This window comes from Mesorhizobium sp. P2_A8, assembly GCF_056404935.1.
The window spans coordinates 235,336-259,563 of the sequence record NZ_JBFUDB010000002.1 but is presented as its reverse complement, the minus strand read 5'-3'; the positions used below and the strand labels follow the sequence as shown (position 1 = coordinate 259,563).

26 protein-coding genes and 1 pseudogene are annotated in these 24,228 nt (G+C 63.0%); 18 read left to right on the top strand and 9 right to left on the bottom strand.

The window, feature by feature from the left end:
- Positions 1 to 4: 4 nt before the first annotated feature.
- The gene (locus AC1D10_RS07855) at positions 5 to 973 is read right to left on the bottom strand and encodes a hypothetical protein (protein ID WP_477270317.1); all 969 of its coding nucleotides are present in this window, start codon (positions 971 to 973) and stop codon (positions 5 to 7) included.
- 65 nt (positions 974 to 1,038) lie between these two features.
- A complete protein-coding gene (locus AC1D10_RS07850; RefSeq protein WP_477270947.1) occupies positions 1,039 to 2,097 on the bottom strand; it encodes a CapA family protein in 1,059 nt (352 codons plus the stop codon).
- Between the two features lie 156 nt (positions 2,098 to 2,253).
- Between AC1D10_RS07850 and AC1D10_RS07845 the strand changes: the two genes are divergently transcribed.
- The 6 genes from AC1D10_RS07845 (at position 2,254) to AC1D10_RS07820 (ending at position 12,338) form a co-directional block, all read left to right on the top strand.
- The gene (locus AC1D10_RS07845) at positions 2,254 to 3,510 is read left to right on the top strand and encodes a hypothetical protein (RefSeq protein WP_477270315.1); all 1,257 of its coding nucleotides are present in this window, start codon (positions 2,254 to 2,256) and stop codon (positions 3,508 to 3,510) included.
- A gap of 678 nt (positions 3,511 to 4,188) precedes the next feature.
- A complete protein-coding gene (locus AC1D10_RS07840) occupies positions 4,189 to 5,817 on the top strand; it encodes a DUF2778 domain-containing protein (RefSeq protein ID WP_477270313.1) in 1,629 nt (542 codons plus the stop codon).
- 128 nt (positions 5,818 to 5,945) lie between these two features.
- Entirely contained in the window at positions 5,946 to 9,032 is a 3,087-nt protein-coding gene (uvrB, locus tag AC1D10_RS07835) for an excinuclease ABC subunit UvrB (protein WP_477270311.1), read from the top strand.
- Between the two features lie 298 nt (positions 9,033 to 9,330).
- Complete coding sequence (locus AC1D10_RS07830) at positions 9,331 to 10,236, top strand: DMT family transporter (protein ID WP_477270309.1); 906 nt, start codon at positions 9,331 to 9,333, stop codon at positions 10,234 to 10,236.
- A 252-nt stretch (positions 10,237 to 10,488) separates the two neighbouring features.
- Positions 10,489 to 12,015: an ABC-F family ATP-binding cassette domain-containing protein gene (locus AC1D10_RS07825; protein WP_477270307.1), complete on the top strand. Its 1,527-nt coding sequence runs from the start codon at positions 10,489 to 10,491 to the stop codon at positions 12,013 to 12,015.
- 149 nt (positions 12,016 to 12,164) lie between these two features.
- The gene (locus AC1D10_RS07820; protein WP_477270305.1) at positions 12,165 to 12,338 is read left to right on the top strand and encodes a hypothetical protein; all 174 of its coding nucleotides are present in this window, start codon (positions 12,165 to 12,167) and stop codon (positions 12,336 to 12,338) included.
- Positions 12,339 to 12,394: 56 nt separating this feature from the next.
- On the opposite strand, the gene AC1D10_RS07815 is transcribed toward AC1D10_RS07820, so the two are convergent.
- Positions 12,395 to 13,009 carry a glutathione S-transferase family protein gene (locus AC1D10_RS07815; protein WP_477270303.1) on the bottom strand — a complete coding sequence of 205 codons (615 nt, stop codon included), beginning with the start codon at positions 13,007 to 13,009 and terminating at the stop codon, positions 12,395 to 12,397.
- Between the two features lie 239 nt (positions 13,010 to 13,248).
- Here AC1D10_RS07815 and AC1D10_RS07810 point away from each other — a divergent pair, with 239 nt between their 5' ends.
- Both AC1D10_RS07810 and AC1D10_RS07805 read left to right on the top strand, forming a co-directional pair.
- Positions 13,249 to 13,671, top strand: a complete 423-nt coding sequence (locus AC1D10_RS07810) for a VOC family protein (RefSeq protein WP_477270301.1) — start codon at positions 13,249 to 13,251, stop codon at positions 13,669 to 13,671.
- Between the two features lie 111 nt (positions 13,672 to 13,782).
- Positions 13,783 to 14,135 (top strand): annotated as a pseudogene (locus AC1D10_RS07805) (DUF1428 domain-containing protein).
- Positions 14,136 to 14,144: 9 nt separating this feature from the next.
- Here AC1D10_RS07805 and AC1D10_RS07800 read toward each other — a convergent pair.
- Entirely contained in the window at positions 14,145 to 15,779 is a 1,635-nt protein-coding gene (locus AC1D10_RS07800; protein ID WP_477270299.1) for a tetratricopeptide repeat-containing sulfotransferase family protein, read from the bottom strand.
- Between the two features lie 187 nt (positions 15,780 to 15,966).
- Positions 15,967 to 16,191 carry a hypothetical protein gene (locus tag AC1D10_RS07795; RefSeq protein ID WP_477270297.1) on the bottom strand — a complete coding sequence of 75 codons (225 nt, stop codon included), beginning with the start codon at positions 16,189 to 16,191 and terminating at the stop codon, positions 15,967 to 15,969.
- Positions 16,192 to 16,517: 326 nt separating this feature from the next.
- On the opposite strand from AC1D10_RS07795, the gene AC1D10_RS07790 reads away from it, so the two are divergent.
- The 5 genes from AC1D10_RS07790 (at position 16,518) to AC1D10_RS07770 (ending at position 18,082) form a co-directional block, all read left to right on the top strand.
- Positions 16,518 to 16,724, top strand: a complete 207-nt coding sequence (locus tag AC1D10_RS07790; RefSeq protein WP_379100846.1) for a cold-shock protein — start codon at positions 16,518 to 16,520, stop codon at positions 16,722 to 16,724.
- Positions 16,725 to 16,927: 203 nt separating this feature from the next.
- Entirely contained in the window at positions 16,928 to 17,197 is a 270-nt protein-coding gene (locus tag AC1D10_RS07785) for a hypothetical protein (protein ID WP_477270295.1), read from the top strand.
- Positions 17,194 to 17,496: a hypothetical protein gene (locus AC1D10_RS07780; protein WP_477270293.1), complete on the top strand. Its 303-nt coding sequence runs from the start codon at positions 17,194 to 17,196 to the stop codon at positions 17,494 to 17,496. Before AC1D10_RS07785 ends, AC1D10_RS07780 begins: the two co-directional genes overlap by 4 nt.
- A gap of 125 nt (positions 17,497 to 17,621) precedes the next feature.
- Entirely contained in the window at positions 17,622 to 17,759 is a 138-nt protein-coding gene (locus AC1D10_RS07775; RefSeq protein WP_164482279.1) for a hypothetical protein, read from the top strand.
- A 98-nt stretch (positions 17,760 to 17,857) separates the two neighbouring features.
- Entirely contained in the window at positions 17,858 to 18,082 is a 225-nt protein-coding gene (locus AC1D10_RS07770; RefSeq protein ID WP_477270290.1) for a hypothetical protein, read from the top strand.
- 58 nt (positions 18,083 to 18,140) lie between these two features.
- On the opposite strand, the gene AC1D10_RS07765 is transcribed toward AC1D10_RS07770, so the two are convergent.
- Positions 18,141 to 18,545 carry a Kazal-type serine protease inhibitor family protein gene (locus tag AC1D10_RS07765; protein WP_477270288.1) on the bottom strand — a complete coding sequence of 135 codons (405 nt, stop codon included), beginning with the start codon at positions 18,543 to 18,545 and terminating at the stop codon, positions 18,141 to 18,143.
- Between the two features lie 503 nt (positions 18,546 to 19,048).
- Between AC1D10_RS07765 and AC1D10_RS07760 the strand changes: the two genes are divergently transcribed.
- The 3 genes from AC1D10_RS07760 to AC1D10_RS07750 all read left to right on the top strand — a co-directional run bounded on the left by AC1D10_RS07760 (position 19,049) and on the right by AC1D10_RS07750 (position 20,439).
- Entirely contained in the window at positions 19,049 to 19,261 is a 213-nt protein-coding gene (locus tag AC1D10_RS07760; protein WP_006202520.1) for a cold-shock protein, read from the top strand.
- 348 nt (positions 19,262 to 19,609) lie between these two features.
- Entirely contained in the window at positions 19,610 to 19,822 is a 213-nt protein-coding gene (locus AC1D10_RS07755; RefSeq protein ID WP_013530020.1) for a cold-shock protein, read from the top strand.
- Positions 19,823 to 20,010: 188 nt separating this feature from the next.
- Positions 20,011 to 20,439, top strand: a complete 429-nt coding sequence (locus tag AC1D10_RS07750; RefSeq protein WP_477270286.1) for a BA14K family protein — start codon at positions 20,011 to 20,013, stop codon at positions 20,437 to 20,439.
- A 147-nt stretch (positions 20,440 to 20,586) separates the two neighbouring features.
- Here the strand turns inward: AC1D10_RS07750 and AC1D10_RS07745 are convergent, their stop codons facing one another.
- The 3 genes from AC1D10_RS07745 to AC1D10_RS07735 form a co-directional block, all read right to left on the bottom strand.
- Complete coding sequence (locus AC1D10_RS07745) at positions 20,587 to 21,225, bottom strand: MBL fold metallo-hydrolase (RefSeq protein WP_477270285.1); 639 nt, start codon at positions 21,223 to 21,225, stop codon at positions 20,587 to 20,589.
- A 139-nt stretch (positions 21,226 to 21,364) separates the two neighbouring features.
- Entirely contained in the window at positions 21,365 to 21,682 is a 318-nt protein-coding gene (locus tag AC1D10_RS07740) for a hypothetical protein (protein WP_379101007.1), read from the bottom strand.
- Between the two features lie 145 nt (positions 21,683 to 21,827).
- On the bottom strand, positions 21,828 to 22,721 hold the full coding sequence (locus AC1D10_RS07735; protein WP_379100864.1) for a branched-chain amino acid aminotransferase: 894 nt from the start codon (positions 22,719 to 22,721) through the stop codon (positions 21,828 to 21,830).
- A 248-nt stretch (positions 22,722 to 22,969) separates the two neighbouring features.
- On the opposite strand from AC1D10_RS07735, the gene AC1D10_RS07730 reads away from it, so the two are divergent.
- The gene (locus tag AC1D10_RS07730) at positions 22,970 to 23,503 is read left to right on the top strand and encodes a MarR family winged helix-turn-helix transcriptional regulator (RefSeq protein WP_477270945.1); all 534 of its coding nucleotides are present in this window, start codon (positions 22,970 to 22,972) and stop codon (positions 23,501 to 23,503) included.
- Positions 23,490 to 24,209, top strand: coding sequence for a response regulator (locus AC1D10_RS07725; protein WP_095090873.1), 720 nt, complete (start codon positions 23,490 to 23,492; stop codon positions 24,207 to 24,209). Before AC1D10_RS07730 ends, AC1D10_RS07725 begins: the two co-directional genes overlap by 14 nt.
- Positions 24,210 to 24,228: the final 19 nt, after the last annotated feature.

Here is a 24,228-nt window from a genome sequence, read left to right as displayed (position 1 = left end):
GCGATTAACCGATCTCGTCTTTCGCGCCGATCTTGCGCACAAGTGCTGCCGTCGCCAGCATGGCGCCCATGTCCGCGATCATCGGTGCGACATGCCTGGTGTAGTCGAGCGGCACAGAGATAGCCGGCAGCTCGAAGAAATTCTTCGTCTGCGGCAACAGCAGGAAACCGTCGCTGCCGTTGAGCGCGACCCGGGCCGGATCGTCCGGCCAGGTTTCGCCAAGCCATTTCAGTGCCTGCGCCAGGCGGCCGGTCACCAGCGGCCGTGCGGCCTCGATGTTGTCGGTGCGGAATTCATAGGCGGCGTCGAGCTCCGGCACACCGGACGACAGGTCCTGCATCTTGCTGGCGAACATGCCGCGGAAGAAGCCGACGACCGCATTGGTCCGCCGCGTCGCCACCAATATTCCCGGGAACGGCTCGATCGCCTCGAAAGCGACGATGACACCCTTGAAGGCCGTCGAAGAACCCTTGCCCGACCCTTCCCGCAATTCTGCTTCGTAAAGCTCGAACGGAAACTCCTCGTAGCGGCCCGAAACGACATCGTCGAACGACTGCCGGTTGAAGGCCCCGACCGCCTCGCGCGGCAGCCGGTCGAAAGAGTTCGGCCGCCCTCCATGCTGGTAACGCATATCCGCGATGAAGCCGAAGATGATCGGCAGCAGCGTTTCGCGGAACGATTGCTGCAGCCGCCTCGCCGGTTTCATGGCCTGGAAGTAGAGCAGGATCGATGCCGCGAAGCCAATGACATAGAGAAACACATGCGGCGTCGAGAACCATTGCTCGTTGGGATCGGCGACCTTGTTGAACAGCCAGGCGACCAGCACCAAGAACACCAGCACCAGGCCGACGAACAGCGGCACCCGCCAGCGGACCCGCCGAACCGCCGAAGCCCTCGCCGCCTCATAGGTCTCGATGTCTTTCCGGATGCCGGCCGTGATCGCCTCGCTCGGCATGAAATCCGCTGTTTCCATCGCCACCCCCGCAAGCCTGACTATGCCAATGCATGATAGTCGGTTTTGCAGGGGCCGCCAGACGGTTAGGCGGTGACACCGTCCTGGCTTGGGGGAGAAGGAAAGATAGCCCGCAGCCGACCCTCCACCTTGCCGCGCACTCGCCCCTTCAACCCTTCCACCAGGACCAGTCGCTCATGATCGCCGGAGCGCAGCCGCACAAAGGGATGTAGCCGGTAAGACGCAACGGCGCCGCGTGTATCGGCATCGGCACTGACATCGACGACGAAGATCCCGCCGATGCGGCCCGGCCATGGCTGGCGGGCAAGGGCGGTGCCGAGGAAATCGCCGAGCCCATAGGCGACGATCGTCCGACCGATCCGCTCCACCGGCTGCACGACATGGGCGTGATGGCCGGCGATCAGCCCGACGCCCTGCCCGGCCAGCCGCCTGGCCAGCGCCTGCGTTTCGGCGCGTGGAAAATGCCGGAACTCCCAGTCCCAGTGCGGTACCGCACAGAGAAGGTCGAGACCATGGCGCGGCCACTGCGCTGCATCGCACTCCATCGACACGCGGCCGGCGAACAGGTTTTCATTGGCGTTGCGCCAAAGCGTGAAGGCGGCGAAGCCCAATGTCAGGGGCCCGACGGGGACGGCGTCCACGGGACCGCCGGCGACCAGGCCGACGGTACGGATGCCGAGCCGCTTCAGCGCTGCCAGCGTGTCGTCGAAACCGGCGACGCCCTGGTCGAGCACGTGATTGTTGGCCAGCGACAGCACGAGTTTTTCGCGTGGGATGCCGGCGGCCGCCAGCGCCTGGCTTAGAAAGCGCTCGCTCATGGCATGGTGCGTGCCGAGCTTTGTCCCCAGCACGGAGCTTGGTCTGTCCACGATCGGGCTTTCGCAATTGCCGATCACCAGGTCGGCAGCGCCGAGCAACGCCTTGATTGCCGGGTCGCAGTCAGGCGCACTCCGGTTGGCCACCGCCGAGATGTCGCCGATGAAGGCGAGCCGCACCGCCTGCTTCGGCGGTGGATCGAGCATGGTTGCCGCGGCTGACGCAAAGCCGTGGACGTCGCCGCCGAGCGACGGCTTCAGGAAACGGGGCAGCCACGACAGTTTGTAGGAAAGCGGATAGTTCGACACGCCCATGCCCAATCGTTTGCCCTGTGTAGACTGTCCATCTCAAGGGTTGAAGCGCAACCGTCGACAATCGTGCAACGATGGCGATCTGCGCCGACAGGCGCGGCGCTGCAAATACGTGTATGGTCGCATGGCGCGACCAACGCATGGGAGGAAAAGATGACACGAACAGCAAGCCTGCTGGCATCCGCCTTCATCCTGCTTGTGCCTTTGTCTTCCGCGCGCGCCGCAATGCCCGAAGCGGCAACCGCTTTGTTCGAGGCCAAGACCGTGGCCGCGCGCGACACTGCCCTGTCGACGCTGGAGGCGGCCGCGCCAAAAGATCCGGCATCTGCCTATGCGGCCGGCGCAGGCGAGTTCTTCACCGCGCTGGAGCTGCTGGCCAATGGCCTGCACCGCCACGGTTTCGAGAGCCCGCAATCCTTCATGCTACCCTTGATGCGGCTGCCGGTGCCGGACAACCCCAACCCCGAGCCGCTGACCTACGAGCAGTTCCGCGCCATTCTGGTCGCCTTCCGCGAGCGGCTGGAGAAATCCGCCGCAACGCTGGGCTCGGTGCCCGCCGATGCCGATATCGGCATGGCCATCGACCTCACCCGTGTCGGCATCGACCTCAACGAGGACAGCACGATCACGCCGGATGAGAGCATGGCCGCCATCATGGCCTCGCTATCGCGCGGCGGCAGCGTGCCCGACGACGCAGTCCCTTCTCTGACCTTCCGCTTCGATCGCGCCGACGGCTATTGGCTGCAGGGCTATGCCGAGTTCCTGATGGCGCAGGCCGATTTCTGGCTGGCGCATGATTTCAGGAGCACCTTCGACGGCTCGTTCCACATGCTGTTCCCGCGCGCCAAACTGCCGTTGCAGGACATTCTCGTGCCGCCGAGCGGCGACATGGGCAGCACCATCTTCTCGTCGGAATGGCGCATTGCCGATTTCATCTCGCTGGTGCATCTCGTCAACTGGCCGGTGGCCGAACCGGAACGCCGGCAGGCGGCGCGACGCCACCTGCTCGAAATGATCCGGCTGTCGCGCGAGGACTGGAAAGCGATCCGCGCCGAGACCGACAATGATCGCGAATGGCTGCCCGGACCGCAGCAGAAGGGCGAAAACCCACTCACCGGCCTTGAAGTCGGCGAGGAGCAGGTCGAGGCCTGGCTCGCCACCTTGACCATGGCCGAGGATCTCCTGGAAGGCCGTCTGCTGCTGCCGCATTTCCGCATCACCGGCAAGGGCATCAACATGAAGCGCTTCTTCGACGAACCAAAACCCTTCGACCTGGTGCTGTCGATCACCGGCCCGGCCATCGCGCCCTATCTCGAAAGCGGCAAGATCCTGACCAGCGACGATTTCGACCAGATCCAGCGCCAGTTCGGCGGCGCAGGGTTCCTGACCTTCGCCCTGTGGTTCAACTAGGTCGCTGGAAGGAACCTAGAAAATAGCGCCCTGATAGAGCACTGCTTCCGCCTCCTCCGGCGCAAAGCGGCGGCCCAGCGTGCGAAACGCGCTGTGCACACGCCGTCGCGGTCGATGTTGCAGCTTCTGAGATGCCGCACCGCCAGCGTCGGGCGAAGGCGCTGCGACCATGCATGACACGCTGGTGACCTTTGCCAAAACCAAGCACTTCAATCCGATTGCACTGCCTCCCAAAACGAGTCATGGCCGTCGAGAGCCGACCGTGCGGACGGATAAATTGTGGCAAGGAGGGCAACAGTTTTGCCGGTCACGACGGCCTCTTCGGCAATGCTCAATGGCGCGCGCTGTTGTCGCAGGACTCGCTGAACGGCCTTTTGGATAAATTAGCAAGAGCTGTTTTGCTTGACTTGGGCGGCAAAAACAGGCAGCAAAACAGCATTGGAGGGGCTCCAATACCGCGTTCATGGTCGTGGACAGGCCTTCTAGGGCACAAAGTCCACGTCTTCTCGTTAGGTTTTGAGAGGGATTGGTTAACCAACTTTGTCCATATTTTGAAGCAATCGGCAACTAACGACAGGCGCGGCAAACGCGTCGGGGACCACCTGGGATCACTCACAGAATGGTCGTCGCGGCTATCACAGCCGCGGACGTGGGAGCCGATTGGAGCAAGATTGGTGCATGGCGTTCTTGAGTAAAAAAATTGTCGGGGATGTGCGTTGGGACGGCGAGACCGCCTGTGACGCGCCACGTTCCCCTTCCCTCACCCCTGAACGGATCGTCCGCTGGGTCGCGGTGCCCGGCGTCAGCGCGGCCATTGGCCTGTGGCTGGTCGGCACCATGGCTGGCCTCAGTTCCGTCGGCGCTTCGCTGTCGGCGACATCAGGTGGCCTGCCACAGACGCTTTCGATGCCGAGGTCGCTCGCCTTGGCCGATCCGCTGAAACAACGTTTCCTGACATCTTCGGCGCCGTTCGTGCTGGCCAATGCCCATGGCGGCACAGAGGCGCTGCATGACCATGCCGTGCAATGCGGCGCCCACTGCTTCAAGCTGGCGGGGGTCAGCCCGCCGGCGGAGAAATCCGCTCGCCTCGTGGTCCAGGCAAAGCCAGCCCCGATGGCCGTAAAATCGAAATCGCAGGAGCGTTTCGAACGCATGGAGGCGTCGCTGTCGCCGACCAGGCTTGCCGCTGCCTTCGCTAGCGTGGGAAAACCTGTCGTCGCAGCCAACGCACCCTCGCGCCCCGTCATTTCCACTGTCGCGCCGCAAATTGCCGAGGCATCCCTGGTGCCATCCGTCAAGGTCATGGCCAGCTTGGCGGATGACATGCCGGCTCCGGCGGCGGAACGCTTCGCCCGGATGGATGCCGGCTCCGTCGTCGTGCAGACGGCGCCGCAGCCGATGGGCTTTGCCCAGCCGGATGGGGAGACGCCAGACAACGCGCAGTTGGCGCTTGCCCTCGCCCAATCGCTGCCGGTCGACGACGAGGTCGCCTCACTACAGCCGATTGAGGAATCCTCGGCCGATGTCGCGGTTTCGCCTGTCGAAACCCAACAGGAACAGCCCGGCGATACCCCCTCGCTGTCGGATGCGCTGATCGACGACGTGCCGTTGCCGACCCGACGCCCTCAGTTCGACGCGCTGCAGCAGCCCAAGGTCATGCAGCCGTCGAAGCCCGTCGTCGTGCAGCAGTCGAAGCCCGCCCAGCAGCAGAAACCGGTTCGTGAGACGGTGCAGCAAGCCCAGCCGTCCAAGCCGGCGCGGCAAGGTCGGCCGGCCGATGGCGGCGACGTGCTGGCCTATGCCAAGCCGGACACACCTTCGGGCGGCCTCGGCAAGGCATTCAAGAATCTGTTCAACGCGCCCGGCGGCTCCAGCAGCGGAGCCAGCAATGGCGTCGCCGTCTACGACATCAGCGCCGGCACCGTCTACATGCCTGACGGCTCGAGGCTCGAGGCGCATTCGGGCATCGGCGCCATGGCGGACCAGCCGCGCTATGCCAACCAGAAGAATCGCGGCCCGACACCGCCCAACACCTACAATCTGTCGCTGCGCGAGTCGCGCTTTCATGGTGTGGAGGCCTTGCGCTTGACACCGGTCGATGGCCGCAACAAATACAATCGCGACGGCCTGCTGGCCCATACCTACCTGCTTCGGGGCCGCTACGCCCAGTCGAGCGGTTGCGTCGCCTTCAAGGACTATGCGCGCTTCCTCGCCGCATTCAAGAAGGGCAAAATCAAACGCCTCGTTGTGGTGCCGCGCCTGTCGTCTTCGCCGACGCGGGTCGCATCCGCCGCTAGGGGCGCGTAGTGCGAAAAGGCATTCGGTAACACCCTATCGCCGGCTCCTGACAGCCTACTGTCAGGAGCCGCGTCGTCTGATAGGCCTGTCCCCACCGCACTCTTTCCATTTTGGCCAAGACCTCCCATATTCGGGACATGGCCAAATCCCCCGATAAGAAAACGCCGCCGACGGCGAATGACGACCGCGCCGCACCGAAGCGGCGCAGCCCGCTGACTGATTTCCTCGACGCCTCGGAGCCGCTGCACAGAGGCGGCTTCGCCGAGATGCCGCAGCCTGAGTTGTCGGGCACCCCGCTGACCGGTTCGATCGCCGATTGGGCCGAGCAGATCGAGCAGGAGGCCGAGAAAGAAGGGCGTCTCGTCGGCAAGGGCGATGGCGGCAAGTCGCCGAAGCCATCGAAGAAGATCCCCGAGCGCTCAACCTCGCCGGGTCGCAGTTCGCGCGGCACCTCGATGGGTGGCGCGGCGACCGCCAGGGAACGTACCGCCGCCGGTCTCAACCCGGTCGCCGGCCTCGACATTTCGCTGGAAGACGCCGAGACGATGGCCTCGGGCAGCGTCACCGCAACGGTCGCCGCGCTGTCAGCGCTGATCGAATCCGGCAATCCCCTGCACAAGGACGGCGTGCTGTGGACGCCGCACCGCCCTGCCCGCCCGGAAAAATCCGAAGGCGGCATCGCCATCAAGATGGTGTCGGATTTCGAACCGGCCGGCGACCAGCCGACGGCGATCAAGGACCTGGTCGAAGGCGTCGACAACAGCGACCGCACCCAGGTGCTACTCGGCGTCACCGGCTCTGGAAAGACCTTCACCATGGCCAAGGTGATCGAGCAGACGCAGCGCCCTGCCCTGATCCTGGCGCCGAACAAGACGCTGGCCGCGCAGCTCTATTCCGAGTTCAAGAAATTCTTCCCGGAAAACGCCGTCGAGTATTTCGTCTCCTACTACGATTACTACCAGCCTGAAGCCTACGTGCCGCGCACCGACACCTTCATCGAGAAAGAATCCTCGATCAACGAACAGATCGACCGCATGCGCCATTCGGCGACGCGCTCTTTGCTCGAGCGCGACGACGTCATCATCGTTGCCTCGGTGTCCTGCATCTACGGTATCGGCTCGGTCGAAACCTACACGGCGATGACCTTCCAGATGCAGATCGGCGACCGGCTCGACCAGCGCGCGCTGCTCGCCGACCTCGTCGCCCAGCAATACAAGCGACAGGACATCAACTTCGTCCGCGGCTCGTTCCGCGTGCGCGGCGACACGATCGAGATCTTCCCTGCCCACCTTGAGGATCGCGCCTGGCGCATCTCGATGTTCGGTGACGAGATCGAGCAGATCACCGAGTTCGACCCGCTGACCGGCCAGAAAACCGGCGAGCTGAAAAGCGTCAAGATCTACGCCAATTCGCACTATGTGACGCCGCGCCCGACCCTCAACCAGGCGATCAAGTCGATCAAGGAAGAGCTCAAGCACCGGCTGGTGGAACTCGAGCGCGCCGGCCGGCTGCTGGAGGCGCAGCGGCTGGAACAGCGCTGCCGCTTCGACCTTGAGATGCTCGAAGCCACGGGCTCCTGCGCCGGCATCGAGAACTATTCGCGCTATCTGACCGGCCGCCAGCCGGGCGATCCGCCGCCGACCCTGTTCGAATACATTCCCGACAATGCGCTGGTCTTCATCGACGAAAGCCACGTCACCATTCCGCAGATCGGCGGCATGTATCGCGGCGACTTCAGGCGCAAGGCGACGCTGGCCGAATACGGCTTCCGCCTGCCGTCCTGCATGGACAACCGGCCGCTGCGCTTTGAGGAATGGGATGCCATGCGACCACTTTCCGTCGCCGTCTCGGCGACACCAGGCGGCTGGGAAATGGAGCAGGCCGGCGGCGTCTTCGCCGAGCAGGTCATCCGCCCGACCGGGCTGATCGACCCGCCAGTTGAAGTGCGCCCGGCGAAAAGCCAGGTCGACGATGTCGTCGGCGAGATCCGCGAGACCACCAAGGCCGGCTACCGTACACTGGTGACGGTGCTGACCAAGCGGATGGCCGAGGATCTGACCGAATATTTGCACGAGCAGGGCGTGCGCGTGCGCTACATGCACTCCGACATCGACACGTTGGAGCGCATCGAGATCCTGCGTGACCTGCGGCTCGGCGCCTTCGACGTGCTGGTCGGCATCAACCTGCTGCGCGAGGGCCTCGACATTCCCGAATGCGGCTTCGTCGCCATTCTCGATGCCGACAAGGAAGGTTTTTTGCGTTCGGAAACCTCGCTGATCCAGACCATCGGCCGCGCGGCCAGAAACGTCGACGGCAAGGTCATCCTCTATGCCGATCAGGTCACCGGCTCGATGGAGCGGGCGATGGCCGAAACCAGCCGCCGCCGCGAAAAGCAGATGGAGTGGAACGCGGCCAACGGCATCACGCCGGAATCGGTCAAGTCGCGCATCTCGGACATTCTGGATTCGGTCTACGAGAAGGACCATGTCCGCGCCGACATCTCGCAGTTCACCGACAGCGCAGGCGCCATGATGGGCAACAATCTCAAGGCCCATCTCGACGCCATGGACAAGCAGATGCGCGACGCCGCCGCCAATCTCGATTTCGAGAAGGCGGCCCGCATCCGCGACGAGATCAAGCGGCTGCGCGAGATGGAACTGTCTATCTCCGAAGACCCGCTGGCCAAATATGCCGATATGGAGAGCCCTGTCTCGGGCCGCGAGAAGGGCAAGCACAACAAGGGCCGCGCCATCCACCGGACGGCCGACGACCAGGGAAACATCCCTGTTTTCGCAGTCAACAAGCCGGAGGGGACCGCAAACGATCGCGTCAAATCGGCCCTGTTCCGCAAGCCGGCGCTCGACGAGATGGGCGCCGATGGCGCGGTACCGGTGAAGAAGACGCTATTTTCGAAACCGTCGCTCGACGCCATGGGGCCAGGCACCGACATGCCTACGCCTGCCGGCGCCGTGTCGCGCTCACTGTTCAAGAAACAGTCGGCCGAGGAAGCGCACGGCTCCGACTTCGGCATTCCCGGTGAGCCGACCAAGCCGCTGTTCAAGAAGAACTCGCTCGACGAGATGACCGTGCGGCGCACGGAAACGCCGATCGAAGGCGACAAGCCGGTCAAGCGCGAGCGCGCCGGCATCGGCTCCTATGAGGACCCCGGCGACGCGCGCCGCGAGAAACGCCGGCCAGGCAAGACCGGCAGGCCGGGGAGGTAGCACACCTCTCCCGTCTCCCCTTGCGGGAGAAGGTGGATCGGCGCGGAGCGCCGAGACCGATGAGGGGTGCTGGAAGGAATAATGCGTTGGTGTTTTCTGGAACGCCCCTCATCCGACCTCGCTTCGCGAGGCCACCTTCTCCCACAAGGGGAAGGCAGGCGCGTCCTTCGGTGCAATGACGTTCCCGCTTTGCGACACCTGGACCATGCGTCTGCCCTTGTCAGTTGCATGTCGAAACGATACGGGCCGTGCAGCCTCTCCGCTTCCAGCCGCAAGAAACTCCCACGATCCACGAACCATGAAACCCAAGGACATCGCCGCCTACGTCTTCTTGGCCGTCACCTGGGGCCTGTCGTTCCTGGTCCTGCTCAAGGTGGTGCATGCCTTTGGCTGGATCGGTGCGGTCACTTTGCGGTCGCTGATCGCCGGCATCACGCTGTTGCTGCTGGCGGGGGCAACGAGGCGCCGGCTCGACTTCAGCGCCGGCTGGCGGCCTTTCGCGGTGGTTGGCGCGACGACGGTCGCGGCACAGCTGATCGGCCTGTCCTATGCCACGCCGCGCATCGGCACGGCGATGGCGGCCATCCTCGTTGCCGCGATCCCGCTGTTCTCGATGATCATCGGCCAGTTGTGGGGGCTCGAGCGCATCACCGTTCGCGGGCTGGCCGGGCTGCTGCTCGGTGCCGCCGGCATCATCGTCCTGGTCGGCTTCCCCGCCGTGCCCGTCACGGCATCTTTCGCGTTCGGCTGTGCCGCCTCGCTGTTCAGTTCCTTTTCGGCGGCGTTCGGCAGCAACTACGCCAACCGCCATCTGCGCTCGGCCGGCTCGCTCGAACTCACCAGCGCCGCCTTCCTGTTCGGCGGGCTGATGACGCTGCCTCTGCTGCTGGCCGTGCCAGTTCCGGCGATGCCGCGCGCCATCGACTTTCTCTATCTGGCCCTGCTCGCCTGCGTGATGAGCGCGCTGACCTACGTCGTCTATTTCCGGTTGGTCGCCAGCATCGGCGCCACCAGGACGATCAGCGTCGAGTTCGCCGTGACCGTTGTCGCGATCCTCGTCGGCACGGTCATGCTTGGTGAGTCGCTGACCATCATCCAGGGCCTCGGTGCCGTGGCGATCATCGCCGGCTGCGTGCTGGTGCTGGACCCATTCCCGCGCCGGGTGAAGGCGGTAGCCTTGCCATCGGCCCCGCCTTTGATGTAGTCAATCACCACACTCGAACGTTTTGAAAGGAGGGCTCACGTGTTTACGTTTTTTCGTCACCATCGTCAGCGTGGCCCGATTTCTGCCCTGCGAGCTAGCTTGCAGGGCTGACCAGGGACGGTCCGGGTTTTTCCCGCTTCGATTTTTTGGTCTGCCCTTCGTGGTGCCGCAACGCCTGTTCTGATGGCCAGCACGCGCACCGTCAAAGTGCATTGGACCGGAGTTGTCTCCGGCAAGACCAGAGAAATCAAGATGGCCCTGATCAGCCTCAAATCCCTCGGCGTCACCATGAGTGCGCCGCTCTTTGCCAATCTCGACCTCACCATCGGCGCCGGCGACCGGCTCGGCATCGTTGCCGCCAACGGCCGCGGCAAGTCGACCTTGCTCAAATGCCTGACCGGCGAGATGGAACCGACCTCCGGCGACATCACCCGCACGCGCGGCCTGCGCGTCGGCCATGTCGAACAGTCCGTTGCATCAGCCCTTCTGAGCCGCACGTTCCATCAGGTGGTGGCCGACGCCTTGCCGCCGGAGCAGGCCGAAAGCGAGCTGTGGCGGGTCGACGTGGTTCTCGATTCGCTCGACGTGCCGGAGCCGATGCGCGAGCGAGAAATGCAGGCGCTGAGCGGCGGCTGGCAGAGGCTGGCGCTGATCGCCCGCGTCTGGGTCACGGATCCGGATGTGCTGCTGCTCGACGAGCCGACCAACCATCTCGACCTGGCCAGGATCAGCCAGCTCGAGACCTGGCTGAACACGCTGCCGCGCGAGGTGCCGGTGGTGATCGCCAGCCATGACCGCGCCTTCCTCGACGCCACCACCAACCGGACGCTGTTCCTGCGCCCGGAACAGTCGCCCGTGTTTGCGCTGCCCTACTCCCGGGCAAGGCAGGCGCTCGACGACGTCGACGCCTCGACCGAGCGAAAATTCCAGCGCGACATGAAGGTGGCGCAGCAATTGCGCCGGCAGGCCGCCAAGCTCAACAACATCGGCATCAATTCGGGCAGCGACCTTTTGACGGTCAAGACCAAGCAGCTCAACCAGCGCGCGGAGCGCCTGGAAGAGGCGGCGGCTCCGGCGCATCGCGAGAAATCGGCCGGAGCGATCCGGCTTGCCAATCGCGGCACCCATGCCAAGGTGCTGATCACGCTCGACGACGCGGCGGTGGAGACACCCGACGGCACGCTGCTGTTCAGGACCGGCAAGCGCCACATCTGCCAAGGCGACCGTATCGTCCTGCTCGGCCGCAACGGCGTCGGCAAGTCGCGCTTTGTCACCCTGATCCGCAACGCCATCCTTGAGCCTGAAACCGTGCAGAACGTGAAGGTGACGCCGTCGACGGTGCTCGGCTACAGCGACCAGGCGCTGTCCGGCATCAGCGGCGACGACACGCCGCTGGCGATGGTCTCGCGCCGCTACGATGTCGGCGAACAGCGCGCCCGCTCGCTGCTCGCCGGTGCCGGCGTCGGCATCGACATGCAGGAGCGGAGGATCGGCGTGCTGTCGGGAGGCCAAAAGGCGCGACTGATGATGCTGGCGCTTAGGCTCGCCAACCCCAACTTCTATCTGCTCGACGAGCCGACCAACCATCTCGACATCGATGGCCAGGAAGCGCTGGAAGCCGAACTGCTGGCGCATCAGGCAAGCTGCGTGCTCGCCTCGCACGACCGCTCCTTCATCCGCGCCATCGGCAACCGCTTCTGGCTGATCGAGAAGCGGCGGCTGACCGAAGTCGAGGACCCGGAAGATTTCTTCCGCTCGGTGGCCGAAGCGGGCGGCTGAGGAACCAGAGACATGGGCCGCATGGCGATGCGGCCCATGTTTTCGCATTGTCCCTGCAAAATTTTCGACGCTCTGTCGGATCGCCTGAACTTGCCGCGTCCTTGGGATGCCGACAAGATGATGCCGGCTTCAATCGAGGAGAAAGCATCATGTCCATTCTGTCATCCATAGGCCGCATCGCTACCAGCTACGCCGCCACCCGCGCCCGTCACCGCAGCCAGCGCGAGCTGCTTTCCCTGCCGATCGAACTGCGGAAGGATATCGGCTGGCCGGAAATCGTCATCGACGCGGAGAACGGTCCGCGGATCTGCAGGGCGCCTTAACTCATGAGGGTCGGGAGTGGCGTCGTTGGCGCCGGCTGCCCAAAGGCGACCGCTGGTCAATCATGCGTATCGCCCGAAAGCGGCGTCGCCTGCATCGATGCCCGCTTTTCGAAAGCCTCGAACCAGTGCGTGAGCACCGCCCGCGAGCGAAAAGGCGGAAGGTGACGAAACGCCATCCAGGACAGCGTGGTGGCCAAGGCGATATGGCCGACATGAAGCAGCGCTTCGTCGTCCAGCACGCTTTCGAGCCAGTCGTAACTTGCCTCGATCTTTTCCCGGTATCCTTCGGCAAGTGCACCATAACGCAGCTGTTCGGGTCTCCTTTCCGTCTCCCAGCGCAAGGCAATGCCCGTCTGCGCCAGACCCTGAGCGACCGATTGCAGCCGCAACGCCTGCCAGCGCGCCTCGCCGTCTTGCGGCAGCAAGTTGCGGCCGCCGTGCAGCGTGTCGAAGTAGGCGCAGATGACATCGGAATCGAAGATCGGCGACGCGCCGGGCCGCAACAGCACCGGCACCTTGCCGAGCGGATTTTCGGCGTAGACGCTGGCATTGCGCAATGTCGGGCTGGTCTCGTGATGAATGACCTCGAGCCGATCGGCAATGCCGACCTCGTGCGCGAAAACGAGCGCCTTGCGCGCGAAGGGCGAATGGGTCTGGTAATAGAGGATCATGGTCGTCTCGAGGGCGTGAGGAAGCGACGTAGCCCACCTGTTCTATCCTGCGAGCCGCGAGGATTGCGCTCTGATTGAGGCCCGCCGACGCAAGTTCATTTCACGGCTCCCGCTGAAGACCAACGGCTACCAGGTCTGTGCGGGCGGCTTGCGAAAAATTTCCACGGCCATGTAGGATTGCCGTCACCTCATGCGTCCTATGGTTCGCAAGGCCAGCCAAACGCAAAGAGGAGCAAGACATGACTGACCAGACCCCCGTTCAGCCCGCGGCGAAAGTGCTCGGCGGATTGACCCCTTATCTGCAGGTGGACGGCGCCTTCAAGGCCGCCGAATTCTACAAGAAGGCCTTCGGCGCCGAGCAGGTATTTGCCTATCCGGCCGACGAACAAGGCCGCACCATGCACATCCATCTTCACATCAACGGCTCGACGCTGATGCTTTGCGACGCCTATCCCGAGCACGGCCATCCGCATCAAAAGGCGCAGGGCTACACCATGCAGCTCCATCTCGATGATGGCGACATCGATGCCTGGTGGCAGCGCGCCGTCGATGCCGGCTGCGAGGTGGTCACGCCATTGCAGGTGATGTTCTGGGGCGACCGCTGGGGTCAACTGAACGATCCGTTCGGCGTGGCCTGGGCGATGAACGCACCGGCGAAGTAGGTTTTCTCATCGAGCAGCAACGCCCTTGCCGCCGGCGAGGATGATGCGCTCACCTGCGCCGGGTTGCACCCCTGCCGGCCCGGCGTTCTATTTCAGCAAAGGAGACCCACCATGTCCTATGTCGATGGCTTCGTGCTTGCCGTGCCCAAGGCAAAACTCGACGACTACAAGAAGCTCGCCAACACCGGCGGCGCCGTCTGGATGGAACACGGCGCTCTCGCCTATGTCGAATGTGTCGGCGACGACGTGCCTTATGGCGAGACCACTCGTTCCCGCGCGCCGTGCAGGCCAAGGAGGACGAGATCGTCGTCTTTTCCTGGATCGTCTATGAATCGCGAGAAAGCCGCGATGCCGTCATGGCCAAGGTGATGGCCGACCCGCGCCTGACGGCCGACTGGGCGACGATGCCGTTCGACGGCAAGCGCATGATCTTCGGCGGCTTCAAGCCGTTCATGGAGCTGTAGGCGTCCGCGTCAGTCCAACTTGTCCAGCAGCGGCTTGAGCCGATCGCCATAGCGCTTCCACAAATCGACCGAGCCCTGATACATCGGCTGGCGCACCTGCGCAGCGGAAGCCGTGCGCACCGGCCGGTCGGTTTCGTGGAACGACAGGACAGCATCGTTCCATGGCAGGCCGAGATGGGCGATCAGCGCCCGCGTCTGCCCTTCCTGGTCGGCGACGAAATCCTCATAGCGCACATCATGCACCACCCCAGGCAGCACGGTATGCCAATGCGCCATGATGTCGGTGTAGAGGTTATGGAAATCGGCGAGCTCGCCGAGGTCGTAACCGTAGCGGTGGCTGTCGCCGCGGAAATGCACCTTGTAGATCGACAGGCACGTCGCCGCCGCATCGCGCGCGCAATGGACGATCTTCGCCTTCGGCAGCATCAGATGGAGGAAGCCGACGAGCAGGAAGTTGCCCGGCATCTTGTCGGTGACATGCTTGAAGCCGGGATAGCGGGCGCGCAGCATATCGAGATACGCCTCGCCAGCCTCGGCAAAAGCCTTGTCGGGCATGTCGGCGATCCCTGCAGGAAAGCCGCCCTTCATGGACAACGGAAACTGCTTGCCGACCGCCGTTTTCAGGATGCTGAGCTCGCCAGCGCCATAGACCTGGGGATGGCTGGCGATGATCTGCTCAATCAGCGTCGTGCCGGAGCGCGGCATGCCGACGACGAAGATCGGCGTGTCGTCACTGATCGTGCTCGGCCGGTGTTTCTCGAAGAAGCCGGCATCGAAGGTGGCCTTCATCGCCTCAAATTCGGCCCGCGTCCTGGCCGGATCGTAGTCGATGCCCTTGCGGCGGATCGCATTGCCTTCGGCGAAATAGTCGAAGGCCCTGCCATAGTCTTTCAGATCGTCATTGGCCTTGCCGAGGCCGAAGGACAACTGCATGCGCGCCAGACTGTCCTGCGGCGCCTTGGCATGCTGGGCCTCCATGCTGGTCAGCTCGACATCACGCTCCTTCTGGCGCTTGACCTGCGTCAGCAGCAGCCAGGCTCTCGCCATGCCGGGGTTGATCGCCAGCGCCTGCCGGAAATGATCGGCCGCTTCATCGAGCTTGCCCTTTTCCATCAGCCCGACGCCCAACCCGTGCAGCAGGTCGGCATCTTTCGGGCGGATGGTCAGGGCCTCGCGAAAGACGGCCAGCGCCTCGTCCAGCCGACCGGCCTCCTGCAGCGTTTCGGCAAGTCCGATGCGGGCGCGAGCATGGAACGGATTGCGCCCGATCGTGCCGCGGTAGATCTCTTCGGCCTCCTCGAACTGGCCGAGCTGCTTCAGTGACGAACCAAGATTGTCGCGCGCCGCGAGCTGGTCCGGCCGGATATCCACCGCACCGCGAAAGAAATCGATTGCCGCTGCGATGCGGCCGAGATCGCGCATCACCGTGCCGAAATTGTTGAGGAAATCGGGATTCGTCGGCTGCAGGCTCACCGACTGTTCGATGAGATCCAGTCCCTCTTCGCTGCGCCCGGTCTGGTGGAGCAGCAGGCCCAGGAAATGCGCCGCAGCCGCGTGATTGGGCTTGCGCGCCAGCACCTGACGGTAAAGCGCCTCGGCTTCCTGCCGGCGCCCGGCCTGGTGCAGCTGCAGTGCCTGCTGCACATACTGGTCCAGCCCCAGCGGCGGCTGTCCTCCAGCGCCAGATCTGGCTCCTGCACCCGCCGCTCTTCTCTGATCTCTGTTGATGGGAAACCTGCCGTGTTTGTCTGCCTGCCGCGATCTAGGCCATTGGCGCGACAGGTTCAAGTCTTCACGTGGTTTTGCGCCCCCCCTCAGCCGGTGTGGACGATCAGATCAGCCGGTTGGTCTCGGCAACCTGTCTGGCCCGCCTCACGGTGCCGTCGGTATCAGCGATCGTTCGCCTTGCCGCCTCATCGCTTCTGATGGTCAGCCGTGCTGTCTTGACGATCATCGGCTTGCCATTCGGGCCAACGGCATGGGCGTGCAGGATGGCTGGCTTGATGATCGGGTTGATCGCTACGGTCGTGCCTCTCGGGGTTCTGACGGAAACCATGGCTTTTGTCCTTTCGAAAATAAATAAAATACAAGTGCCGGGACAATCGTCCCAGCATAATCCTAAGCATTTTTTTAGAAGCGCCTGATCCATATCAGAATTTTTCAAATGGTTACAGCGATCTATTTTTTAGATAAGCCGAGTGTTTTTTAGAAATCTTCTTGAACAATTGGGTCTGACGAGCTATGTAAGCAGGATCGCTTTGGGCCAGAATTGACATATCGCGGCGTCAGAGGTTCTCGACCCGCCAATCTCATTCCAATCATCGATACCGGGCGCGCGGCAGATTCGCTCCGCGACCATTTCTCATTCTTCGAAAGACCCACATGAACACCGGAACCGTGAAGTTCTACAATGGCCAGAAGGGCTTCGGCTTCATTCAGCCGACCGATGGCGGCAAGGACGTTTTCGTCCATGTCAGCGCGCTGGAGCGCGCCGGTTTCCCTGGCCTCGCCGAAGGCCAGAAGCTGCAGTTCGACCTGGAGCGTGACACCAAGGGCCGCGAGTCGGCCGCCAATTTGCAACTGATCTGATCCGGCCGAATTCGATGAACGCTGACCACGGATGTACTGGCAGCTCTCGAAAGAGGCTTATTTCCAGCGATTGCCGGAAATAGGAAAGCGGGGCTCGTCCCCGCTTTTTTGCTTTCAGGCGGCTGTTTACGTCGCGCCGCGAGGCGCAATGCTTTCCGGTTGATGCCGGGAAACATCAAGGCCGGAAACATCAAGGTAAGACAATGCCGGACCGCACCACCCACTCCATTGTCCATTTCGCTGCACCCTTCGTGCTCGGCGGACTGGAGGGACAGCTGCCGGCCGGTGACTACGACGTCGATCACGACGAAGAGGTGATCGAGGGTATGTCGCGGCTTGCCTGGCGCCGCGTCGCCACCTTCATCCATCTGCCGGCAAGGGCAGTGAAGAACCCGACAACCAGCCAGCTTGTCGCCATCGACTACCTCGAGCTCGAAACAGCGCTGAAGCGCGACCGGGAGAATGCAGCATGATCCGTTTCCAGCAGAATGCGCGCCCGCGCACCGACACGCCCTCGCACCAGTTTGCGATCGGTCAGACTGTCCGCATGAAGAGCCGCACTGGTCTCGTCCAGAAGACCGCGGAACTGTTCCAGATCAAGAGCAGGCTGCCGGTCAAGGATGGCTCGCCGCAATACCGCATCCGCAGCGAGCAGGAGACCCATGAGCGGGTCACCACCGAAGACAATCTCGAACCGGCAGACAATCCGGTTGCTACTGGCAACCCGGTTGTCACCGACAACCCGGTTGTGGCCAGCAACTCGGTCGTCTGAGACCTATGTCGCCCAAAAGTGCGCAGCGGTTTTGGGACAACGACATGTACAAAACAATGACCCTAAGGCGCGTCGGATAAGACGCGCTTTGGCAAAGCCAACCCAGCACGCACCAGGAGCAGGACATGTCCAAAGGTCAACAGCGAAGCAATCGCGAAACGCGCAAGCCGAAGAAGGACAAGGTCGTGGCCAAACCCGCCTCCCCGTTCGGCTCGTCGGTCAAGCAGGCCGAGAGCAGCCTGAAGCCGAAGTCGAAGGGCTGACAGCCCAGGGGCGCCTCGTGCGCCCCCCGTCGCCCACTATGTAAGGCGGCGGACTGACGCAACAGGCCTGCGCAACACACCCCCGCACGGAGGCGCGCTTGAACTTCGTCATCGAGTTCTACCGGTCGCGCGACGCCGACGAAGCCACGCTCGACAAGGTGTCGCTGGAAGCGCCGAATCTGCGCGCCGTCCTCCAGGGTGCCACCGCGCTGTTCCATACGCTGGCCATGCCGCAAATCCCCGATCGCCTGCGCATTTCCGACGACAACGGCAGCGAGCTCTACGCCGGCCCGGCCGATGGAGCCTATCCGTCGGAGGTGTGAGCGAACGCCTCGGTTTTCCCTACTCCCCTTGTGAGAAGGCAAGACACGCCCAGCCCCCTCAGCACGGTCCGTCGCCAACGACGCGATAGTCCGCGGCGCGGGCTTCGCAGGAATTGGGGAAGGTCCGCAGTTCGCCATGCCGGCGCGCGCACACGGGAGCGTATTCGCGGGTGCAGAATGTCTGCTCTTCACCGCCGCCGCCGCCACCGCCGTCGCGGCACGGGCCGTCGCGCACGATGCGATAGCCGGCACGGTCGGCAAGGCAGGCATTGGCGAAGGTCTGGCGGTCGCCACCGCGCCGGGCGCAGACCGGCTCGTATTGCCTGCTGCAATATTGCGGTTCGGGCCGGGGCGGACGCGGACCTGGTCCCTCGTCGACGACGACGGTGCAGGCGGCAAGAATTGCCGACAGGAACAGGACGGCAAAACCTTGCCGCGAAAAGGTTGCCGCCAGAAACTTCATGTTGATCTCTCCCTCGATCCCGTCCCGGGAAGACGATCCTCGCCATTCCCTTGCCAAATGCAACCCCTGTTCGCACCCCCACGGCAACGCCGCCAGGGGCTGCGGCAGCTATCATCCCATCTCGCAGGCACCATCGCACCTGGCCCATTCGTGGCCCGGTTCTGGCCGATGACCCAGCCTGCAACCAAGCCTATGTCCAGCCGCATCGATGCTCAGGTCAGTCGATCCATGCGTCGGGATGCGCCCAGTGTGGCGGCCCGCGGCGCTATCTTGCAACCATCACGTTTCCGTGCGATAAATTCCGTGTTCGGGCATTTGCGACCCGGAGAGCGGAACGTTTTGGACGACCTTTCCCCGATACTGTGAATCTCTGACGGCCCCGTTTTCGGCGGGGGGTTTGACCATGCGCCAATGCATGACTGCCGAAGCAACCACCGGGACTTGCCCATTGCGCCAGGCGGCGGGCAGGACCACCAGACTGAACGGGTGAAGGAGTTTCCCCAATGGCCCAGACCGGCACCGTTAAATTCTTCAACGCGACCAAAGGCTTCGGTTTCATCACGCCCGATGGCGGCGCCAAGGATGTGTTCGTCCATATTTCCGCGATCGAGGCCTCCGGCCTGCGCACGCTCGTCGACGGCCAGAAGGTCACCTTCGACGTCGAGCCGGATCGCATGGGCAAGGGCCCCAAGGCCGTCAACCTCCGCGCTGCCTGAGCCATCGGCACGCCGCACGTCTCTCGGACGTGCGACGGAGGCTCCAATGCCTGGACCTGGCTTGGAGAGGGATTTGAATTTTGAAAGGCGCGGCGGTTATCGTCGCGCCTTTTTCGTGTTGCGAGTTCAGCCCAATGCATGTCGCTCAAAAGCGCACAGCAGCTTTGAGACAACGACATGCATAAAAACAAAGGTTTAAAGTGGGTCGCGCCCGAATCCCTTACAAGCGCGGCGCGCTTCAGGGCCCGCAAAACTTTCTCTTGCCGATAGCGCTAAAATAAAGGACAAATTTCCACTCGGGCATTTGCCGGCCCGAGACTGGACTTTATGGGATCAAAGGAGCTTCCCATGCCGCAGACCGGCACCGTCAAATTCTTCAACCATGCCAAGGGCTTCGGCTTCATCACGCCCGATGATGGCGCGAAGGATGTTTTCGTCCATATTTCAGCCGTGCAGGCGTCAGGTCTTCCTGGTCTCGAGGATGGCCAGAAAGTGTCCTTCGACACGGAGCCGGACAAGCGTGGCAAGGGCCCCAAAGCCGTCAATCTGTCGGTCGGCTGAGCCGGCTTCAGACAGGCGATGGCTCCGGCTGGACAGCCCCGCTCCCTTGAGGGGTCTTTTACGCTTGTTTTGACATGGATGCGTCGAAATCCGTTCAGCCCCGGTTCAGCCATGGTCGCATATTAGTCTTTGGTAAAGCCGGCCCGCATCCCCCCGAAACTGCACGGGCCGGTACGAAGGAGACAGACATGAACCGAATTTTCAAGACCGCCGTCCTGTCCGCTGCCGTGGTCGCCACCACGCTCGCGACCTTACCCGCTGCCAACGCGGGTGACTGGCGCCGTCACGGCCATCACGACAACGGCGACGCGATCGCCGCCGGCGTCCTCGGCCTTGCGGCCGGCGCGCTGATCGGTGGCGCGTTGGCCAATGACCAGCCCCCGGCCTACGCTGACCGCTACTACGATGACGGTTACTACGATCGTGACGTGGTGGTACGGCCGGCGCCGGTCCGCCGCTACTATGCAGAGCCGAGGGTTGTCTACAATGAAGGCTACGCCGAGCCGTGGACCCGTGGCTGGTATGACTATTGCTCGGATCGCTACCGTACCTTCAACTCCCGCACCGGCACGTTCACCGGCAATGACGGCGAACAGCATTTCTGCACGGCCAACTAAGATCAAGGGCTTCCCTGCCCCAAACAAAAAAGCGATGACCGCGAGGCCAGCGCTTTTTTGTTGTTGGGCTCGACGTCCCAGATTTCTCTTGAGTTCGGCGCTGCCCCTTAAAGCGCGTCGCATGGATCCGTTTCGACGCGACCGGCTTTAAGTCAGAAAAGGGTTGGTCCGGCGCTCCTCGCCGAAGCGTCCGCCGGGACCATGGCCGCATATGAAGCCGGTGTCGTCGCCGAGCGGCAGGAGCTTGTCCTTGATCGAGGCGATCAGCGCCGCATGGTCGCCGCCCGGCAGGTCCGTGCGGCCGACCGAGCCGCGAAACAGCACGTCGCCGACATGGGCGAACTTGGCCGCGCGGTTGTAGTAGACGACATGGCCGGGCGCATGGCCGGGACAATGCAACACCTCGAACACATGCGAGCCGAACGACACAGTCTCGCCTTCGGTCAGGAACCGGTCGGGCACGCAGTTGCGCGCACCGGCGATGCCGTAACGCCTGCCCTGGTTTTCCAGATTGTCGAGCAAAGACTTGTCGGCTTCATGCGGGCCGATGATGTCGACGCCGAGCGCCTCCTTCAACTCCATGGCGCCACCGGCATGGTCGATATGGCCATGCGTGATCCAGATGGCCCCGGCTGATATCGCATTGTCCTTCAGCACCGCCAGCACCTTGTCGATGTCGCCGCCCGGATCGACGACCACCCCATGCTTGTCGTCCATGTCGAACAGGATGGTGCAATTCTGCTGGAACGGTGTGACCGGCACGATGCCGGCATTGAGCTGACCCATGATCGTCCTTTCGCTATTCCAGCGTGATGTAGAGGCGCGGGCGAAGGGCGTCCACCCCTCGCAAGACCAACAATCAGTCGCTCTGAAAACGAAAATGGGCGGCCGAAGCCGCCCATTTAGAACACCTAGACCGAATAGCTTACTTCTTCATGGCGCCCATGACCGCGCCGAGAATGCCGGTCAGGATCGCGCCGCCGCCGGCACCGCCGATGATGTTGTTGAGGTTCAGCGCGCTGCCAAGACCGCTCGTTGCCGCTGCCGCAGCCGCCGGATCGACCGCGCCGCCACCAAGCAGGCTGCCGAGGATCGCCGCACCGCCGACGCCACCAATGGCTCCACCCAGGATTTTGGGAAGCTGACCCATCGCCGCCGTCTTGAGCGCCGCACCGACCGCCTGACCACCGATGATACCCGTAATCACCTGTATAATGATCGGAAGAAGCGTGTTCATGTCCATATGATTAGTCCCTCCATAGCTGCCAGCCTCCCGGGCCGACAGCTTCATGAGACGCCGAATTGGGTGAAAGTCAAATGCAGAAACGCTTAAATAAAAGGGGCGGCCCCAAAACCGCCCCTGCTTGCTCGAAAAGCTGTGACTATCGTTATTCTGCTGCGATCGCGTGCTTGGGCTGAACCGCAGCAGAATAGTCATTCATGAGATTCTTGGCAATTTCACCGACCTCGAATCGGTATGGTCCGATCTCCGAAACCGGTGTCACTTCCGCTGCCGTCCCGGTCAGGAAGCATTGCTCGAAGCCTTCGAGCTCTTCCGGCATGATGGCGCGTTCGATCACCTCCAGGCCGCGATCCTTGGCCAGGCCAATGACCGTGCGGCGGGTGATGCCGTCGAGGAAGCAATCCGGCTTGGGCGTATGGATCTTGCCCTCCTTGACGAAGAAGATGTTGGCGCCGGTTGCTTCCGCGACCTGACCGCGCCAATCGAGCATCATGGCATCGGCATAGCCCTTGGCCTCGGCAGCGTGCTTGGACATGGTGCAGATCATGTAGAGACCGGCGGCCTTCGACTTGGACGGCGCCGTGCGCGGGTCGGGCCGGCGCCATTCTGCGACGTCGAGGCGGATGCCTTTCAGCTTCTGCGCCGGATCGAAATAGCTCGGCCACTGCCAGATGGCGATAGCGCAGTTGATGCGGTTGTTCTGCGCCGAGACGCCCATCTGTTCGCTGCCGCGCCAGGCGATCGGCCGGACATAGGCGTCCTGGAAACCCTGCTTCTTCAAAAGCGTGGTGGAAGCGTCGTTGAGCTCTGCCACCGAATAGGGAATCTTGAAGCCGAGCAGGCGCGCCGATTCATGCAGGCGCTCGGTGTGTTCGTTGAGCTTGAAGATCTCGCCGCCATAGGCGCGCTCGCCCTCGAAGACGGCGCTGGCGTAGTGCAGGCCATGGGTCAGCACGTGGATCTTGGCGTCACCCCATTGGACGAACGCGCCATTCATCCAGATGAAACCGTCCAGTTGATCGAAAGGAACGGATGCCATGGTAACCTCCCGCGGGCGGCAGCCCGCATAGTGTTGTATCATTGTTGTTTCGTGTCGGGCCGCGCAAAGCGGCTTTTATGCTGGAGCGTAAGCGGATAATGGCGCTCTGGCAAACTCAGGAAGTTCCGGAAAAACCGGCTTCGCTTGCCTTTTCGTTCGCAATCCGCCCAAAAGCTTGTCAAAAATTACCATTGCAGGGAAATTACGTCAATAGTACTGACATAATCTCTCTTTCAAGCGGAGAAAAGATGACGGATCGAAGCCACGCAGCCGGGAAACCGATCAGGACGRCAATCACCGACGAGGACGGCATCGACTTCGCCATCATCGAACTCTTCTTCTTCGCCTATCGTGACTTCACCTCCGATCCGGATCAGATCCTGGCCGATTACGGCTTCGGCCGCGCCCACCACCGGGTGCTGCATTTCGTCAACCGCAGGCCGGGCCTGACGGTCGCCGAACTGCTCGACGTGCTGAAGATCACCAAGCAGAGCCTGGCGCGGGTGCTCAAGCAATTGATCGACACCGACCATGTCGTGCAGTTGCAAGGTCCGCGCGACCGCCGCCAGCGCGAGCTGTATCCGACAGCCAAGGGCCGCGCGCTGGCGCTGGCGCTGGCGCGGCCACAGTCGCGCCGCATCCATGCTGCATTGGGAGATTCCGGAGTCACCGAACGGACCTTGGTGGAACGGTTCCTCGAAGCGATGGTCAATCCGGAACTGAGAGCGCAGATCGACGTTGGGTCCGCAAAAATGTCAGGGAAAAGCCATGGAGAGCACTGAACGCGTCGATCACGCGGCCGCACCGGACGACGATGCGCCGCATTTGCTTGTCGTCGACGACGACACCCGCATCCGTAATCTTCTCAAGCAGTATCTGACCGAAAACGGCTTTCGCGTCACCGTCGCCGGCAATGCCGGCGAAGCCAGGCGCAAGCTTGCCGGCCTGGACTTCGATCTTCTGATCCTCGACGTGATGATGCCCGGCGAAACGGGCGTCGACCTGACCAAGTCGCTGCGGGCCGAAAAGAACGTGCCGATCCTGATGCTGACGGCGCTGTCGGAAACCGACAGCCGCATCACCGGGCTCGAAGCCGGTGCCGACGACTATCTGCCAAAACCCTTCGATCCGCGCGAGCTGATCCTGCGCATCAACAACATCCTGCGCCGCGGCGGCCCGGCGACCACGCCGAAGGTCGAGCAACTGGTCTTCGGCCCCTACACCTTCCAGATCGCCAGACGCGAACTGAAGCGCGGCGGCGAGGCTCTGAAGCTGACCGACCGCGAGCAGGAGATCCTGGCGATCTTCGCGGCTCGCGCCGGCGAAACCATCCCGCGCCACGAGCTGGTCGGCGACGATTCGGAGGTTGGCGAGCGCACCATCGACGTCCAGATCAACCGCCTGCGCCGCAAGATCGAGCGCGATCCGTCCAATCCGGTCTGGCTGCAGACCGTGCGCGGTATTGGGTATCGGCTCAGCGTGGAATAGAATGCCGCCCGCGGCCGGC